This window comes from Mycobacterium sp. (genome assembly GCF_965229265.1).
Taxonomy (GTDB): domain Bacteria; phylum Actinomycetota; class Actinomycetes; order Mycobacteriales; family Mycobacteriaceae; genus Mycobacterium.
In genome coordinates, this window is sequence record NZ_CBDDIY010000013.1 from 422,423 (window position 1) to 437,941 (window position 15,519).

The following is a 15,519-nucleotide window of genomic DNA, read 5'->3' on the forward strand; positions in this document are numbered from 1 at the left end:
GCTGACCAGCGTGACGCGCTCCGCGGGACGGCTGACAAGATTCTCTCCATGGGCACGATCAACGGCGCCGTCTCACACTGGTACACCCAACTACCCCAACCTCGTCCGGCCTTGCCCGGTGACCGCGACGCGGACGTGTGCATCGTCGGCGCCGGCTACACCGGCCTGTGGACCGCCTACTACCTGAAGCAGGCCGACCCGTCGCTGCGGATCACCGTGCTCGAAGCGCGGTTCGCCGGCTTCGGTGCATCCGGTCGCAACGGCGGCTGGCTGGGCGGTCTGGCTCCGGGCCATCGCGGCCTGCTGGCCAAGCAGTACGGCCGCGCCAGCGTCATCACCTGGCAGCAGACCCTCAACAAGGCCGTCGACGAGGTCATCGAGGTCGCCGCCCGGGAGAACATCGACGCCGACATCTTCAAGGGCGGCAACCTCGAGGTCGCGCGCAACGCCGCGCAGGCCCGCCGGCTGCGCGCCGAGGTCGACGAGGACCGCGAGTGGGGCACCGACGACATCGAACTGCTCTCCGCCGCCGAGGCCGCCGACCGGATCCGGGTCGACAAGCTGGTGCTGGGCTCCTTCAACCCGCACTGCGCCCGCATCCAGCCGGCCAAACTGGCCCGCGGGCTGGCCGACGTCGTCGAACGCCTCGGCGTCACCATCTACGAGCAGACGCCGGTGACCACCATCAGCCCCGGCAGCGCCCGGACCCCGATGGGAGTGGTGCGCGCCCCGATCGTGCTGCGGGCCACCGAGGGATTCACCGCGCGGATGGCCGGACTGCGGCGCCGCTGGCTGCCGATGAACAGCGCCATGATCGCCACCGAACCGATACCCGATGACATCTGGGCGAGGATCGGCTGGGAGGGCCGCGAAACGATGGGCGACCTGGCGCACGGGTTCTTCTACGCCCAGCGCACCGCCGACAACCGGATCGCGATCGGTGGCCGGGCCGTGCCGTACCGCTATGCCTCCCGCATCGACAAGGACGGCGCGGTCGGCCAGGGCACCATCGACTACCTAACCGGCGTGCTCAACACCGCCCTGCCGCAGACCCGCGGGGTGCCGATCGCCCACGGCTGGTGCGGCGTGCTGGGTGTGCCGCGGGACTGGTCGGCGGGGGTCAGCCTAGATCCGGCGACCGGGCTGGGGGAGGCCGGCGGCTACGTCGGCCACGGTGTGACGGCGACCAACCTCGCCGGGCGCACGCTGGCCGATCTGGTCCTGCGGCGCTCCACCCCGCTAACCGCGCTGCCGTGGGTCGGGCATCGCTCCAAGACCTGGGAGCCCGAGCCGCTGCGCTGGCTCGGGGTGCGCGGTATGTACACCGCCTACAAGGTGGCCGACCGGCACGAGGAGGGCGGGCGCGCGAGCACCTCGCCGATCGCCGTCGTCGCCGACGCGATCGCCCGCCGGCCCTAGTTCGCTATCGGCACTGGCCGCACAGCGCCCGCGAGGGTGATACTCGAGGGATGAAGCAGCCCACTGCCGAACACCCGATCACCATCACCCCGACCAGCGGCCGGGTGCGGGTGCGGGTCAACGGCGAACTCGTCGCCGACACGCGCGCCGCGCTGGGCCTGCAGGAGGCGACCTATCCCGTCGTGCACTACATCCCGATTGCCGACGTGAACCCGAAAGTGTTGGACCGCAGCACAAGTCGCACCTACTGCCCTTACAAAGGCGACGCCGGCTACTACAACGTGACCGTCGGTAACCTGACCGTCGAGGACGCCATCTGGACCTACGAGCAGCCCTACCCCGCGGTCGCGGCGATCGCCGGACACGTCGCGTTCTACCCGAACAAGGCCGACATCAGCGTCGACCCGGACTGACGGTGCCCGTCGAGCGCACCCTGACCTTTCCCGGTCCGGTCAGTCCTGGCCTGACGCTGGCCCCGCAGCGCCGGGGCCCGGGCGACCCGTGCTATCAGCTCGACCGAGACGGCACGATCTGGCGCACCAGCCTGCAATCCAGCGGAGCGGTCACCGCCCGGATCTACCGCACGGCCGCCGACGCGGTGGCCTGCCAGGCGTGGGGTGAGGGCGCGCAGGAGTTCATCGACGCGCTGCCCGACCTGCTCGGCGTCGGTGACCACACCGACGGCTTCCGCCCGCACCACCCGACCATCGAGGCCGCGTTCACCCGGGTCCCGCACCTGCGGCTGGGACGCACCGCCCGGGTGCTGGAGGCGCTGATCCCCGCGGTGATCGAACAGCGGGTTCCCGGCGCGGACGCGTTTCGCGCCTGGCGGCTGCTGGTCACGAAGTTCGGCAGCCCGGCCCCCGGCCCGGCACCCGCGCGGATGCGGGTGCCGCCCACACCGGAGGTGTGGCGGCGGATTCCGTCGTGGGAGTTTCATCGCGCGAACGTCGACCCGGGCCGGGCGCGCACCATCGTCGGCTGTGCCCAGCGGGCGGCGGCGCTGGAACGCCTGACCGCCCGGCCCGCCGTCGAGGCGCGCGACGCGCTCATGTCGCTGCCCGGGGTCGGCGTGTGGACCGCGGCCGAGACTGCCCAGCGGGCCTTCGGCGACGCCGACGCGCTGTCGGTGGGTGACTACCACGTCTGCAAGATGATCGGCTGGACGTTGACCGGGCGCCCGGTCGACGATGCCGGCATGGTCGAACTGCTCGAGCCGGTGCGGCCGCACCGCTACCGCGCGGTGCGCCTGCTGGAGGCCAGTGGGCTGGCCTACGAGCCGCGCCGCGGCGCCCGGCTGCCCGTGCAGCACATCAGCAGACTGTGACGGCGCTCCCGCCGCGGATTACCTGCGGGGCAGGCCGGGTATGCAGCCGGTCTACCGCGAAAGCACTAAGGAGCGATACATGGGTTCGAAATTCACCGTCCCCGGCATGTCGGACGCGAAGAGCCGCAAGGTCGCCGATCTGCTGCAGAAGCAGCTGAGCACCTATAACGATCTGCACCTGACGCTCAAGCATGTGCACTGGAATGTGGTGGGCCCGAACTTCATCGGCGTGCACGAGATGATCGATCCTCAGGTCGAACTCGTCCGCGGCTATGCCGACGAGGTCGCCGAGCGGATCGCCACACTCGGCCGTTCACCGCAGGGCACGCCGGGTGCAATCCTCAAGGACCGCACCTGGGATGACTATTCCGTGGGCCGCGACACCGTCCAGGCCCACCTGGCCGCACTCGACCTGGTCTACGACGGCGTCATCGAAGACGTCCGCAAGTCCATCGACACCACCGATGACCTGGATCCGGTGACTCAGGACATGCTGATCGGCCATGCGGCCGAACTGGAGAAGTTCCAGTGGTTTGTGCGCGCGCACCTGGAGAGCGCCGGCGGCGCGCTGGTGCATGAGGGTGCCTCGACCGAGAAGGGTGCCGCGGGCGCGGCACGCTGACACCCGAGAATGCCGAGAATGAAGCCCCGCACCGAATTCGGTGCGGGGCTTCATTTCTCAGCGCTCCAGTGCGTCGTCGCGCACCGGGCGGTCGGCCAGTTCGTCGCCCCGGCCGAACAGCAGTGGATAGAGGACCCCGGCGATGGCCGCGCCGACGAGCGGGGCGAGCCAGAACACCCAGAGCTGCGCCGGGGCGCCGTCACCGTTGAAGAACGCGACGCCGGTCGACCGTGCCGGGTTGACCGATGTGTTCGAGATCGGGATCGAGATCAGGTGGATCAGGGTCAGCATCAGCCCGATCGCCAAGCCAGCGAAGCCCTTCGGAGCGCGGTTGTCGGTGGCGCCCAGGATCACCAGCAGGAACAGGAATGTCAGCAATGCCTCGGTGATCGCCACCGCCGCCAGCGAGTAGTTGAACGGTGAGTGCTCGCCGAAGCCGTTGGCCGCCAGGTGGCCGGTGGCGGTGAACCCCGGCCTGCCCTTGGCGATCAGGTAGATCACCGCGCCGGCAACCAGCCCGCCGATCACCTGCACGATCCAATACGCCGGCAGCGCTTTCCATTCCACCCGCTTGGCCAGCGCGGCGCCGAGGGTGACCGCGGGATTGAAGTGCCCGCCGGAGATCGTGCCGAACGCGTACACGCCGGTGAGGACCGTCAGGCCGAAAGCCAGCGATACCCCGAGGAATCCGATCCCGACCGAGCTGTCCTCGGCGGGGTTTGCTGCGAAAACAGCCGCTCCGCAACCGCCGAAGACCAAGCCGAACGTACCGACGAACTCTGCCGCCAGTCGATGCGCCATGGTTGGAGTTGACATGGTGAAACCCTCTCGCCGTTGATCCGGGTCGCTGTGCGTGAAGGATCGCACATCCGGCAGGTCGCCGACGTGATTCTTTGCTCAATTGTGGTGAGAAGGTGACCTGTCCGCAGTGTCACGGCTATCTCCCCGTTGCCTCGTCGTCGGTGCCGACGGCATCCGCGGAAGGACTAAAGACCCTTTTTGCCGGTCGGCGGCCCTGCGGACCGCCCGTCCCTTGCGTATACCCCCATAGGTATCTATGGTGGGAGGAGTAGATACCCCCACAGGTATCACAGGCGGTCGGCAGAGCGCCACCACCCTTCGTAGAGGCACACGGACGGAATGACGGAAATGGTCACCCTGGCAATCGTTCTGGCGGTCCTCGTCGGAGTCACGTTGGGCCTGCTCGGCGGCGGCGGTTCGATCCTGACCGTGCCGTTGCTGGCCTACGTCGCCGGCATGGACGCCAAGCACGCCATCGCCACGTCGCTGTTGGTGGTCGGTGCCACCAGCGCCGTCGGCGCGGTCTCGCACGCCCGAGCCGGGCGGGTGCAGTGGCGCACCGCATGGGTGTTTGGCGCGACTTCGATGGCCGGCGCCTATGCCGGCGGTCATCTGGCGACGTTCATTCCCGGCCGGGCGTTGCTCATCGGGTTCGCGGTGATCATGGTGGCGACCGCCATCGCGATGCTGCGCGGCCGCCGGGCCACCGCTGCCGCGGACCCGTCGCACAAGCTCCCGGTGGTCAAGATCGTCGCCATGGGCCTGGCCCTGGGGTTGGTGACGGGCACGGTCGGCGCTGGCGGCGGCTTCCTGGTGGTGCCGGCGCTGGTGCTGCTGGGCGGGCTGGCCATGCCGATCGCGATCGGCACCTCGCTGGTCGTGATCGCGATGAACTCGTTCGCCGGTCTGGCCGGCTACCTGTCGGTGGTCCAGATCGACTGGGCCGTGGCCGGCATGGTCACCGCCGCGGCGGTGCTCGGCGCACTGCTCGGCGCGCGGTTCGCCGGCCGGGTCAACCCCGACCTGCTGCGCACATCATTCGGCTGGTTCGTGCTGGTCATGGCCTCGGTCATCCTCGGTGAGGAGATCGACCCCGTCGTCGGATATGTCGGCGCCGCCCTGATCGCGCTGGCCGCCGCCCTGACCTACGCCTGCAAGCACATCGCCGCCTGCCCGCTGCGCCGCCTGACGGCGCGGCCCACGGCAACGGCGGGCGCGGCCTGAGTGCCGACATCCCGAAAGGAGACAACGATGATCGACGACGACAGCTCCACCGAGGTCCTGCACCGGCTCCGCCGTGCCCAGGGCCAGCTCGCCGGGGTGATCGCGATGATCGAGCAGGGTCGCAACTGCAAGGACGTCGTCACCCAGCTCGCGGCGGTATCCAAGGCGCTCGACCGCGCCGGCTTCAAGATCGTCGCCACCGGCCTGCGGCACTGCGCAACCGGAATCGACTCCGGCGACGACATCCCCCTGACCGAAGCCGAACTCGAGAAGTTGTTTCTCGCGCTCGCCTGATCCGACCCACACAGAGAAGGAAACTCCGATGAAGTTCAACCAGTACTACCTCGACTGCCTGTCTCATGCGTCCTACCTGATCGGTGACGAGACCACCGGGCGCGCCGTCGTCGTCGACCCGCAGCGCGACGTGTCCGAATACATCGCCGACGCACGAGAACTCGGCATGCATATCGATCTCGTCATCGAAACCCACTTCCACGCCGACTTCCTGTCCGGCCACCTGGAACTGGCGAAGGCCACCGGCGCGAAGATCGTCTACTCCTCGATCGCCCAGCCGGAATACGACTTCATGCCCGTCGAGGACGGCGAGCGGTACTCGCTGGGCGAGGTGACCCTGGAGTTCCGGCACACCCCCGGCCATACCCCCGAGTCGCTGAGCATCGTGATCTACGAGCACGCCTCCGACACGAGTCCCTACGGCGTGCTGACCGGTGACACGTTGTTCATCGGTGATGTCGGGCGCCCCGACCTGCTGGCCTCGATCGGCTTCACCCGCGAGGAACTCGCCGACAAGCTGTACGACTCGCTGCACGGCAAGCTGATGACACTGCCCGACACGACGCGGATCTACCCGGCGCACGGAGCCGGCTCGGCCTGCGGCAAGAACCTGTCGACGGATCTGTGGTCCACGATGGGCGAGCAGCGCCGGACCAACTACGCACTGCGCGCCCCCGACAAGTCGACGTTCATGGAGCTCGTCACCGAAGGGCAGCCGCCGGCCCCCGGGTACTTCGTCTATGACGCGATCCTCAACCGCAAGGACCGCGACCTGCTTGACGAGACGAAGATGCCCGCCGCGATGACCTATGCCGAGGTCCGCAACGCGATGACGGCCGGTGCCATGCTGGTCGACGGCCGTGCCCCCGAGGAGTTTGCCCTCGGCCACCTGCGCGGCGCGATCAACATCGGGTTGGGCGGGCGCTACGCCGAATTCGCCGGATCCGTGGTCAAGCCCGACGTCGACATCGTCCTGGTGACCGAGCCCGGCCTGGAACTCGAGGGCAAGAACCGGCTGGCCCGCATCGGCTTCGACCGCGTGGTCGGCTACCTCAACGAGCCGTATCAGGTGATGTTCACCCACCGCGACGACGTGGAGGTCGCCTCGCGGCTGACCACCAACGCACTGGGCGAGCGCATCGCCGACGTCCCGGAGCTGCAGATGGTCGACGTCCGCAACCCGGGCGAGACCGCGGCCGGCATGATCCCCGGGGCGGTCAACATCCCGGTGGGACAGCTGCCCGACCGGGTCGGCGAACTCGACCCGCGCAAGCCCACCGTCGTCTACTGCGCCGGCGGCTACCGCTCCTCGGTCGCGGCCAGCCTGCTGCGCCAGCGCGGCTTCGCCGATGTCAGTGACCTCCTGGGCGGCTATGGCGCCTGGGAAGACGCCGTGCAGAACGCCTGAGCGGAAAGGGAATAACGATGACCATCACGGCAAAGCACAACATCCTGATCGTGGGCGGCGGAACCGCCGGCATCACGGTCGCCGCGCGGCTGCTGCGCAAGGGCTACACCGACGTCGCGGTGATCGAGCCCAGCGATGCGCACTACTACCAGCCGCTGTGGACCCTGGTCGGCGGCGGGCAGGCGAGCGCGGCCGCTACGGTCCGGCCCGAATCCTCGGTGATGCCCAAGCAGGCGACGTGGATTCGGACCGCCGCCAGCGCGTTCGACCCGGACGCCAACACGGTGACGTGCGTCGACGGCGCGACCTACGAGTACGACGCGCTGGTGGTGTGCCCGGGCATCCAGCTGGACTGGAACCGCACCGAGGGACTCGCGGAGTCCGTCGGCCACAACGGGGTCTCGTCGAACTACCGGTTCGACCTGGCGCTGCGGACCTGGGACTTCATCCGCGAAACCCGGTCAGGCTCGGCGGTGTTCATGATGCCGTCCGGACCGATCAAATGCGGTGGGGCACCGCAGAAGATCGCTTACCTGGCCAGCGACTACTGGCGCAAGCAAGGCGTACTGGACAAGATCGACGTCCACCTGGTGCTCCCCACGCCGCGGGCCTTCGGGATCCCGGCGATCGCGGACAACCTCGACAAGGTAATCGCGGACTACGGGATCCAGCTGCACACCATGTCGGAAGTCACCGCCGTCGACGGCGAATCCAAGAAGGTGACGCTGACCGCGGTGGGCGAGGGCGGCACCGACAGCACGCTGGCCTTCGACGTGCTGCACGCGGTACCCAAGCAATCTGCCCCGGACTGGATCAAGGCCAGCCCGCTATCCACCGGTGACGACAACGGATACGTCGATCTGGACAAGTTCACCATGCAGCATGTGCGCTACCCCAACGTGTTCGGCCTCGGTGACGCCGGCTCCACGCCCAACTCCAAGACCGGCGCCGCGATCCGCAAGCAGGCTCCGGTGGTCGTCGCCAACATCGACGCCTACCTGACGGGTCGCCCGCTGGCCGCCAGGTATGACGGGTACTCGTCGTGCCCGATCGTGACCTCGTCACACGACATGCTGCTGGCCGAGTTCGACTACGACTTCGCCCTCGAGCCGTCGTTCCCGATCCTCGACCCGACCAAGCCGCACCGGCCGTACTGGTACCTCAAGAAGTACGGGCTGCCGTTCCTGTACTGGAACCTGATGCTCAAGGGTCTGGCCTAGCCCCCCGGCACTGACCTGCCGAGCAGACGCAGAATCGCACGAAATCCGGTCATCCGGTGCGATTCTGCGTCTGCTCGCGGCAACTCAGGCGTCGAGATCCTGTTGGACCAGCTCGGCGATGCTCTTGCACACCGCCTCGTCGTCGGAGGCGACGGTGACGGTGGCACCGTTGCCGGCGCCCAGCGTCATGATCATCAGGGCCGAGCCGGCGTCGACGGGCTCGCCGCCCTCCAGCGTGAGCGTCACCGGAACACCGGCTTTGACAACGGCTTCCGAGATGATCGCCGCTGGGCGGGCGTGCAGTCCGATCGCCGAGCCGACGATGACGGTCTTGGTGTGCATGGGATTCCTTCTGGTTGGTGCCGAACTCGACGTTATGGAGATGTTTACTCGAACAAACGCTGCCAAACGTTGGTTTGGGCGACAGGGGGTCAGGCTGGGACGGCGGCGGCGGGCGCGGCGCTGCGGCTGGTGAACTGCTTGGCGGCGATGACGGCGAACGCGCCCACCGCGGTGCCCGCGGCCAGTGCCACCACGAACCAGACCAGGTTCCCGATCGCGAAGAACACGAAGATGCCGCCGTGCGGTGCCTTCAGCGTGACGTCGAAGGCCATGATCAGCGCACCGGTGACCGCACCGCCGGCCATCATCGAGGGGATCACCCGCAGCGGGTCGGCGGCGGCGAACGGGATGGCGCCCTCGGAGATGAACGAGGCGCCCAGCAGCCATGCGGCCCTGCCGTTCTCCCGCTCCGGCTCGCTGAACAGGCCGGGGCGGATGGTGGTGGCCAGCGCCATGGCCAATGGCGGCACCATACCGGCCGCCATCACCGCGGCCATGATGCGCAGCGAGGCCGGGTCGGCGACGTTCAGGCCGGCGGTGGCGAAGGCGTATGCCGCCTTGTTGACCGGGCCGCCGAGGTCGAAGCACATCATCAGCCCGAGGATCACGCCGAGCAGGATGACCGACGCGCCGGACAGGCCGTTGAGCCAGTTGGTCAGGCCGGAGGTCACCGCGGCCAGCGGACGGCCCAGCAGCAGGAACATCAGCAGCCCGACGATCAGCGAGGCGCACAGCGGGATGATCACCACCGGCATCAGACCGCGGAACCACTGCGGAACCTTCCACCGGCTGATCCACAGCGCGGCGAACCCGGCGATCAGGCCGCCGACGATACCGCCGATGAACCCGGCACCGACGAACACCGCCACCGCCCCGGCGGTGAAACCCGGTGCGATACCGGGCCGGTCGGCGATCGCGAACGAGATGTAGCCGGCCAGCGCCGGGACCAGGAAACCGAACGCCAGCCCGCCGAGGGTGAACAGCACCGCACCGAGGTATTGGGCGAAACCGCCGCTGGGCAGGTCGGTCAATGAGTTGGTGGTGGCGATGATGTGGCCCAGCGAATCCGTGGCGCCGGCGGGCTTGTTGGCAATGTCGTAGCCCGCGAAGAGGAATCCCAGCGCGATCAGCAGACCGCCGGCCGCCACGAACGGGATCATGTAGCTGACGCCGGTCAGCAGGATCTGCCGGGTCCGGGTTCCCCAGCCGACACCACCGGCCGGCACCGAGGTGTCGGCCCCGCTGGCCGAGCCCTCGACCCGCGGTGCGTTCGGATTATCCGCGGCGGCAACGGCTTCGGCGATCATCTTGTCGGGCTCGTTGATGGCCCGCTTGACGCCGGAGGCGATCACCGGCTTGCCGGCGAAGCGCTGCCGGTCCTTGACGCCCACGTCGGTGGCGAAGATGACGGCGTCGGCGTCGCGGATCGTCTCCGCACTGACCGGTGTGCTGCCGGAGGACCCCTGCGTCTCGACGATCAGGTTCACCCCGGCTCGCTCGGCGGCCAGCTTGAGTGCGTCGGCGGCCATATAGGTGTGCGCGATGCCGGTGGGGCAGGCGGTGATCGCGACGAGCGACTTTGCCTGTGTGACAGCGGGTGTCGGGGCAGGGGCCCGCGCCGCCGGGGCCGGGCTCACCACGGCGTCGACGAGGCCCACCACCTCCTCGGCGGAGCCGGCCGCCCGCAGCGAGGCGACGAACTCCGGCCGGACCAGCGCGCGCGCCAGGCTGGACAGCAGCTTCATGTGCTCGGAGCCGGCGCCGTCTGGGGCGGCGATCAGGAACACCAGGTCTGCAGGTCCGTCGGGTGCGCCGAAGTCGACTTTCGGTGCCAGCCGGGCGAACCCGATCGACGGCCTGGCGACCGCGGCCGAGCGGCAGTGCGGGATCGCGATGCCGCCGGGCAGGCCGGTGGCCGACTGCGCCTCGCGGGCCATCGCCGCGGTGACCAGGGCCGCGGCGTCGCTGACCCGCCCGCTGTCGGCGAGCCGAGCGGCGAGCCGGCCGATCACCGACTCCTTGTCGGCCCCGGCGTCGACGTCGAGGAGCACCAGATCGGTGCTGATGATGGACACGGCGGAATGCGTCATGGGACTACCTTCGGATGGGGTGTCAGGGGCGGGCGGAGTGAGAACCGGCGGGATAGGGCGATATCGAGCTCACCACTACCGCATCGATATTGATCTGTGCCGGCGACGGCAGCGCCGAACCGGGAAGCGCCGCAGCGGCACTGCCGTAGGCGACGGCCATCTGCAGTCGTTGCGGCGCCTGCGCGCCGCCGACGTCGGCGCGCACATAGCCCGCGAGGGAGGAGTCACCGGCACCGACGGTACTCCGGGGCGTGATCGGGGGAGGGGTGGCCAGCCAGCTGCCGGTGTCGTTGACCAAGACCGCGCCCGCCGCCCCGAGGGTGGCCAGCACCGCCTTGGCGCCGCGCTCGATGAGCTGGCGGGCAGCCAGCACCACCGGGTCTGGATCGCCTTGGGCCAGCGCGGTTTCCAGCACGTCGGGTTCTAGCCCGGCCAGTCCGGCCAGCTCTTCGGCGTTGGGCTTGATCAGGTCCGGCGCGGCCACACCGAAGCCGGCCGCCAGCGCCGCCAGCGGCGCGTCGGAGGTGTCGACGGCCACCTTGCACTCGTAGTCCGCCAACTGGGCCACCAGGTCGGCGTACCAGGTCACCGGCAGTCCCGGCGGCAGCGAGCCGGACAGCACCACCCAGCGCGCCGAGGCGGCGCGCTCGAGGATCGCCCGGGTGAGCGCGGTCAGCGCGGATGGGTCGATGGCTGCGCCGGGCTCGTTGATTTTGGTTGTGGTGCCGTCGGTTTCGGTGATTGCCAGGTTGGTGCGCACCGCTCCGGCGATGGGCACCGCGTGGAAGGGCACGCCGTAGGTCTCCAGGGCCGCCACGATGGGATCGTGCCTGGCGGCGGGCAGCACGGCGACGGTGTCCAGGCCGGCCAGGGTGAGCGCACGCGCGACGTTGACACCTTTGCCGCCCGGCTCACTCGACACCGAATCCACCCGGTGCACCGCACCGCGCACGAGTCGGGTGGGCAGTGTCACCGTGCGGTCGATGCTCGGATTGGGCGTGACGGTGACGATCATGAGTCCCCTCCTGCCAGGACGACTTCGACGCCCTGCTCGGTCAATTCGCGCCGATCGGCCGGGCTGATCTCGGAGTCGGTCACGAGTGCGTCGACGCTGTCGATCGGGGCGAAGCTGACGAACTCCTCGTGGCCGATCTTCGACGAGTCCGCCAGTACGACCACATAGTTGGCACACCGGACCATGGCGCGCTTGACGGCGGCCTCGTCGCTGTCCGGGGTGGACAGGCCGTGGCGCACGCTGATCCCGTTGGCCCCGATGAAGGCGATGTCCACCCGCAGCGTGTCCAGGCTGCGCAGCACCGGCTCGCCGACGGCGGCCTGGGTCAACCCGCGCACTCGGCCGCCGAGCAGCTGCAGGGTGACCGAGGGCATGGTGGCCAGCCGCGCGGCGATCGGTACCGAATTGGTGACCACCACGAACTCACGGTCGACCGGCAGCATGGACGCCACTCGGGCGGTGGTGGTGCCGGCGTCGAACAGCACCGTCGCGCCGGCCAGCGGCAGGAACTCGGCGGCCGCGCGGGCGATGGCCTCCTTGTGCTCGGCGCGGGTGACTTCGCGTTCGTCGACGCCGGGCTCGACGACGTGCAGCGCGCGCACCGGAACCGCGCCGCCGTGCACCCGCCGCACGATCCCGGCCCGGTCGAGTACCGCCAGATCCCGGCGGACGGTCTCGGTGGTCACGTCGTAGGCCTGGGCCAGTTCGGTCACCGAGGCGCGCCCCCGGGACAGCACTTGGGCGGCGATTGCCTGCTGCCGTTCTTCCGGGTACACAGTTCTCCGTTTATGTGGGTACTGAGGCGATGGAATGTTGATATGTGTTGTTTTACTCCCGATCGTGTTGACTTGTCAATGATTTGTTGTAACGTGGTTCACATGCCCGCCGCTTCCACACCTACATCACTCGGTGCCGGACAGGTCCTCGTCGGAGTCCCGGTCGTCCCCGGCGTCCAGTACGCACCGGTCATCCGCCCCGGCCGCCTGCCCGCCATCGAGGACCTCGATACCGGCGGGCAGCTCGCCGAGGGTGAACGTGCGGCCGAAGCGGTCAGGTTTACCACCGCGGCGGCCACCGTCGCCGAACGGCTGCGCGCCCGCGCCGCGCGCGCCACCGGCGCCGCCTCCGAGGTACTGGCGGCCACCGCCATGCTCGCCCAGGACCGCGCCTGGCTCGGCGCCGCGGAGAAGCTGATCGCCGGGGGTGCGCCCGCCGTCCGGGCCACCGCGGAGTCGGTGGCCCAGTTCGTCGAGTTGTTCACCCAGCTCGGTGGCCTGATGGCCGAGCGGGTCACCGACCTGCGGGACATCCGCGACCGGGTGGTCGCCGAACTGAACGGCCTGCCCGAGCCCGGCGTGCCGACCCCGGCACACCCGTCGATCCTGTGCGCCGAGGATCTCGCACCCGCCGACACCGCGGGGCTGGACCCCGCTCTGATCGTCGGGCTAGCCACCACCCTGGGCGGGCCAACCAGCCACACCGCGATCATCGCCCGGCAGCTCGGGATCCCGTGCGTGGTCGCCGTCCACGGGCTCGATGACGTCCCGGCCGGCGCCGAGGTCCTGATCGACGGAACCCGCGGAACGCTGCGCGTCTCGCCGGACCCGGCCGAGGCGACCGCCGCCGTCGCCACCGCCGACGCGGCCACCGCGGCGATGGCCGGTTGGCTCGGCCCCGGTGCCACCTCCGACGGCCATCCGGTGGCCATCCTGGCCAACGTCCAGGATGGGTCGGCCGCCCGCTCGGCCCGGGAAACCCCGGCCGAGGGCATCGGCTTGTTCCGCACCGAACTGTGCTTCCTCAACCGCGACACCGAGCCGACGGTGGATGAACAGGCCACGATCTATGCCGAGGTGCTCGACGCCTTCGCCGGATGCAAGGTCGTCATCCGCACCCTGGACGCCGGATCCGACAAGCCGCTGAAGTTCGTCGGCCACCCCGACGAGGCCAATCCCGCCCTCGGGGTGCGGGGTATCCGGATCGAGGCGCTGCACCCCGAGGTTCTCGAGCGCCAGCTCGACGCGATCGCCGCCGCGGCGGAGCGGACCGGCAACGCGCCCTGGGTGATGGCGCCGATGATCGCCACCCCCGACGAAGCCCAGCGGTTCGCCGATCGGGCCCGCCAGCGCGGCCTGGTGCCGGGTGTGATGATCGAGGTGCCCGCGGCCGCGCTGCTGGCCGACCGGATCCTCGACCACGTCGAGTTCCTGTCCATCGGCACCAACGACCTGGCCCAGTACACGATGGCCGCCGACCGGATGTCGGCCGAACTAGCCACGTTGACCGATCCCTGGCAACCCGGTGTGCTCGCACTGGTTGCGCACACCGCACGCGCCGGCGCCAGCGCCAACAAGCCGGTCGGCGTCTGCGGGGAGGCCGCCGCGGATCCCCTGTTGGCCTGCGTGCTGACCGGGTTGGGCGTCACGTCGCTGTCGGCGGCTGCCGCCGCGGTCAACGGGGTCGGTGCCAAACTGGCGTCGGTCACCCTGCAGCAGTGCCGCGACGCCGCCGAGGCGGTGCTGACCACCGCGAGCGCCGGCGACGCCAGAGCGGCGGCAATGGCCGTGCTGGGCTGAGGGAATCAATCGGACCGCGGTCCGGTTAATCTGGGCATGCCAGCAGGGTCAGGCCGCTGGCCGGCGGATGATCGCGGATGTAGCGGGACAGCTGCCCCTCCTCCAATTCATCTACACCGTAGAACCCATGGTCGCGCTTATGGAGCTCAGTGGCTACGCCATCCTGCTGCAGGAACTCGACGGTGAAGGAATCTGGGACTCTATCCGGCCGATGTGGGATTCTCGGCGTGACCAGCTCGGCGAGGACTTCCTGCCGAACCTGCTCGACATCATGTCGGATGTCGACTCTGCGATTTCCCTCAACGACCTCTACGTCCTGCGCAGTAGCCGCGAACAGAAGCTGGTTCGGTTCCTCGAAGAGCGTGGCATCGCCGATCCCTTCGACGCCTTCGACATCGACAATCCCCATGCCCGCCCGACTCCCGAACTTTCGCCGATCGTTGCCGCCTTCGCCCCTGGAGCCTTCGGAATCACCTACAAGCCAACCGATTTATTTCTCGCTCACTACGTCGTGCCCCAACTTGGCGACGACACCAACGTTCGTCCTAGCCTCAGCTCGCTGTTGCAAACCCTTGCGCAGTTCGAGGAGGACCGAACGGCTGCTGCCGAACAAGCAGCCCAACCGGACACCACCATCCCCTCCGCCGACGACTCCGATAGAGACTGATACAAATGCGCGATCCCCATCGAGGTCTTCGCAGCCACCGCCGCACGCAGTTCTACATCCGTGAGGCTGCCGAAAACGATGCCAACCTCATCGACCGGCTCAATCGTGTTCAACGAGATCAGCTCCGCTGGGGCAATTTCTACGGCCATATGTTCACTGAAGACGCCGAACAGATTCTGCCCTGGGAGGACGACCCCGAGAGTGGCTTCTCCGTTGCGATAGAGCCCTACAACAGCGATGTCGAGGATCTGATCACAGACGGCCTGAATTCACCGAGCGGTCCATCGTCAAGGCTTGAGACCGCGGTTCGGTATCACCTGAGCTGGATCGCGGACATGATGTTGCGCGGTCAGGCAGTCTACGAAATCGATCTACTCTCCGATGCCGACGGCAGAAAAGTAGCCTTCCGGACCGGCTGGATCCCACAAGGCAGCATCGAGAAACGCAGGGGACGCTATATCCAATACGTACCAGAGGCGCTCGGGGAGGGACGAAAGCACAAGGGCTGCTAATA

The 15,519-nt window shown here is 68.8% G+C and carries 16 protein-coding genes; 11 read left to right on the plus strand and 5 right to left on the minus strand.

Annotated elements, in window-relative coordinates:
* The first annotated feature begins 48 nt into the window (after positions 1-48).
* The 4 genes from ADBZ9K_RS24070 (at position 49) to ADBZ9K_RS24085 (ending at position 3,368) form a co-directional block, all read left to right on the plus strand.
* Positions 49-1,419, plus strand: a complete 1,371-nt coding sequence (locus ADBZ9K_RS24070; RefSeq protein ID WP_526624765.1) for an NAD(P)/FAD-dependent oxidoreductase — start codon at positions 49-51, stop codon at positions 1,417-1,419.
* Between the two features lie 50 nt (positions 1,420-1,469).
* Positions 1,470-1,832: a DUF427 domain-containing protein gene (locus ADBZ9K_RS24075; RefSeq protein WP_526624766.1), complete on the plus strand. Its 363-nt coding sequence runs from the start codon at positions 1,470-1,472 to the stop codon at positions 1,830-1,832.
* A gap of 2 nt (positions 1,833-1,834) precedes the next feature.
* A complete protein-coding gene (locus ADBZ9K_RS24080; protein ID WP_526624767.1) occupies positions 1,835-2,746 on the plus strand; it encodes a DNA-3-methyladenine glycosylase family protein in 912 nt (303 codons plus the stop codon).
* A 79-nt stretch (positions 2,747-2,825) separates the two neighbouring features.
* Positions 2,826-3,368 (plus strand): Dps family protein, encoded by a 543-nt coding sequence (locus ADBZ9K_RS24085; RefSeq protein WP_526624768.1) that lies wholly within the window; start codon positions 2,826-2,828, stop codon positions 3,366-3,368.
* Positions 3,369-3,425: 57 nt separating this feature from the next.
* Here ADBZ9K_RS24085 and aqpZ read toward each other — a convergent pair whose 3' ends face one another.
* Positions 3,426-4,184, minus strand: a complete 759-nt coding sequence (aqpZ, locus tag ADBZ9K_RS24090; RefSeq protein ID WP_526624769.1) for an aquaporin Z — start codon at positions 4,182-4,184, stop codon at positions 3,426-3,428.
* A 333-nt stretch (positions 4,185-4,517) separates the two neighbouring features.
* Between aqpZ and ADBZ9K_RS24095 the strand changes: the two genes are divergently transcribed.
* Genes ADBZ9K_RS24095 through ADBZ9K_RS24110 form a run of 4 tightly spaced genes read left to right on the plus strand, consistent with a single transcriptional unit; the run spans position 4,518 to position 8,315 of the window.
* The gene (locus tag ADBZ9K_RS24095) at positions 4,518-5,393 is read left to right on the plus strand and encodes a sulfite exporter TauE/SafE family protein (RefSeq protein WP_526625612.1); all 876 of its coding nucleotides are present in this window, start codon (positions 4,518-4,520) and stop codon (positions 5,391-5,393) included.
* A gap of 27 nt (positions 5,394-5,420) precedes the next feature.
* Positions 5,421-5,687 carry a metal-sensitive transcriptional regulator gene (locus ADBZ9K_RS24100; RefSeq protein WP_526624770.1) on the plus strand — a complete coding sequence of 89 codons (267 nt, stop codon included), beginning with the start codon at positions 5,421-5,423 and terminating at the stop codon, positions 5,685-5,687.
* A gap of 28 nt (positions 5,688-5,715) precedes the next feature.
* Positions 5,716-7,095 (plus strand): MBL fold metallo-hydrolase, encoded by a 1,380-nt coding sequence (locus ADBZ9K_RS24105; protein ID WP_526624771.1) that lies wholly within the window; start codon positions 5,716-5,718, stop codon positions 7,093-7,095.
* Between the two features lie 17 nt (positions 7,096-7,112).
* Positions 7,113-8,315 carry an NAD(P)/FAD-dependent oxidoreductase gene (locus ADBZ9K_RS24110; RefSeq protein ID WP_526624772.1) on the plus strand — a complete coding sequence of 401 codons (1,203 nt, stop codon included), beginning with the start codon at positions 7,113-7,115 and terminating at the stop codon, positions 8,313-8,315.
* Between the two features lie 84 nt (positions 8,316-8,399).
* On the opposite strand, the gene ADBZ9K_RS24115 is transcribed toward ADBZ9K_RS24110, so the two are convergent.
* The 4 genes from ADBZ9K_RS24115 to ADBZ9K_RS24130 all read right to left on the minus strand — a co-directional run bounded on the left by ADBZ9K_RS24115 (position 8,400) and on the right by ADBZ9K_RS24130 (position 12,538).
* A complete protein-coding gene (locus tag ADBZ9K_RS24115) occupies positions 8,400-8,657 on the minus strand; it encodes an HPr family phosphocarrier protein (RefSeq protein WP_526624773.1) in 258 nt (85 codons plus the stop codon).
* Between the two features lie 89 nt (positions 8,658-8,746).
* The gene (locus ADBZ9K_RS24120) at positions 8,747-10,747 is read right to left on the minus strand and encodes a PTS fructose transporter subunit IIABC (protein WP_526624774.1); all 2,001 of its coding nucleotides are present in this window, start codon (positions 10,745-10,747) and stop codon (positions 8,747-8,749) included.
* A 22-nt stretch (positions 10,748-10,769) separates the two neighbouring features.
* Positions 10,770-11,762 carry a 1-phosphofructokinase gene (gene pfkB / locus ADBZ9K_RS24125; RefSeq protein ID WP_526624775.1) on the minus strand — a complete coding sequence of 331 codons (993 nt, stop codon included), beginning with the start codon at positions 11,760-11,762 and terminating at the stop codon, positions 10,770-10,772.
* A complete protein-coding gene (locus tag ADBZ9K_RS24130) occupies positions 11,759-12,538 on the minus strand; it encodes a DeoR/GlpR family DNA-binding transcription regulator (protein ID WP_526624776.1) in 780 nt (259 codons plus the stop codon). Before ADBZ9K_RS24130 ends, pfkB begins: the two co-directional genes overlap by 4 nt.
* 102 nt (positions 12,539-12,640) lie before the next feature.
* On the opposite strand from ADBZ9K_RS24130, the gene ADBZ9K_RS24135 reads away from it, so the two are divergent.
* From ADBZ9K_RS24135 to ADBZ9K_RS24145, 3 genes are all read left to right on the plus strand, one after another.
* Complete coding sequence (locus ADBZ9K_RS24135; protein WP_526624777.1) at positions 12,641-14,338, plus strand: phosphoenolpyruvate--protein phosphotransferase; 1,698 nt, start codon at positions 12,641-12,643, stop codon at positions 14,336-14,338.
* A 127-nt stretch (positions 14,339-14,465) separates the two neighbouring features.
* Positions 14,466-15,005 carry a hypothetical protein gene (locus ADBZ9K_RS24140; RefSeq protein WP_526624778.1) on the plus strand — a complete coding sequence of 180 codons (540 nt, stop codon included), beginning with the start codon at positions 14,466-14,468 and terminating at the stop codon, positions 15,003-15,005.
* A gap of 5 nt (positions 15,006-15,010) precedes the next feature.
* Complete coding sequence (locus ADBZ9K_RS24145) at positions 15,011-15,517, plus strand: hypothetical protein (RefSeq protein ID WP_526624779.1); 507 nt, start codon at positions 15,011-15,013, stop codon at positions 15,515-15,517.
* Positions 15,518-15,519 lie beyond the last annotated feature (2 nt).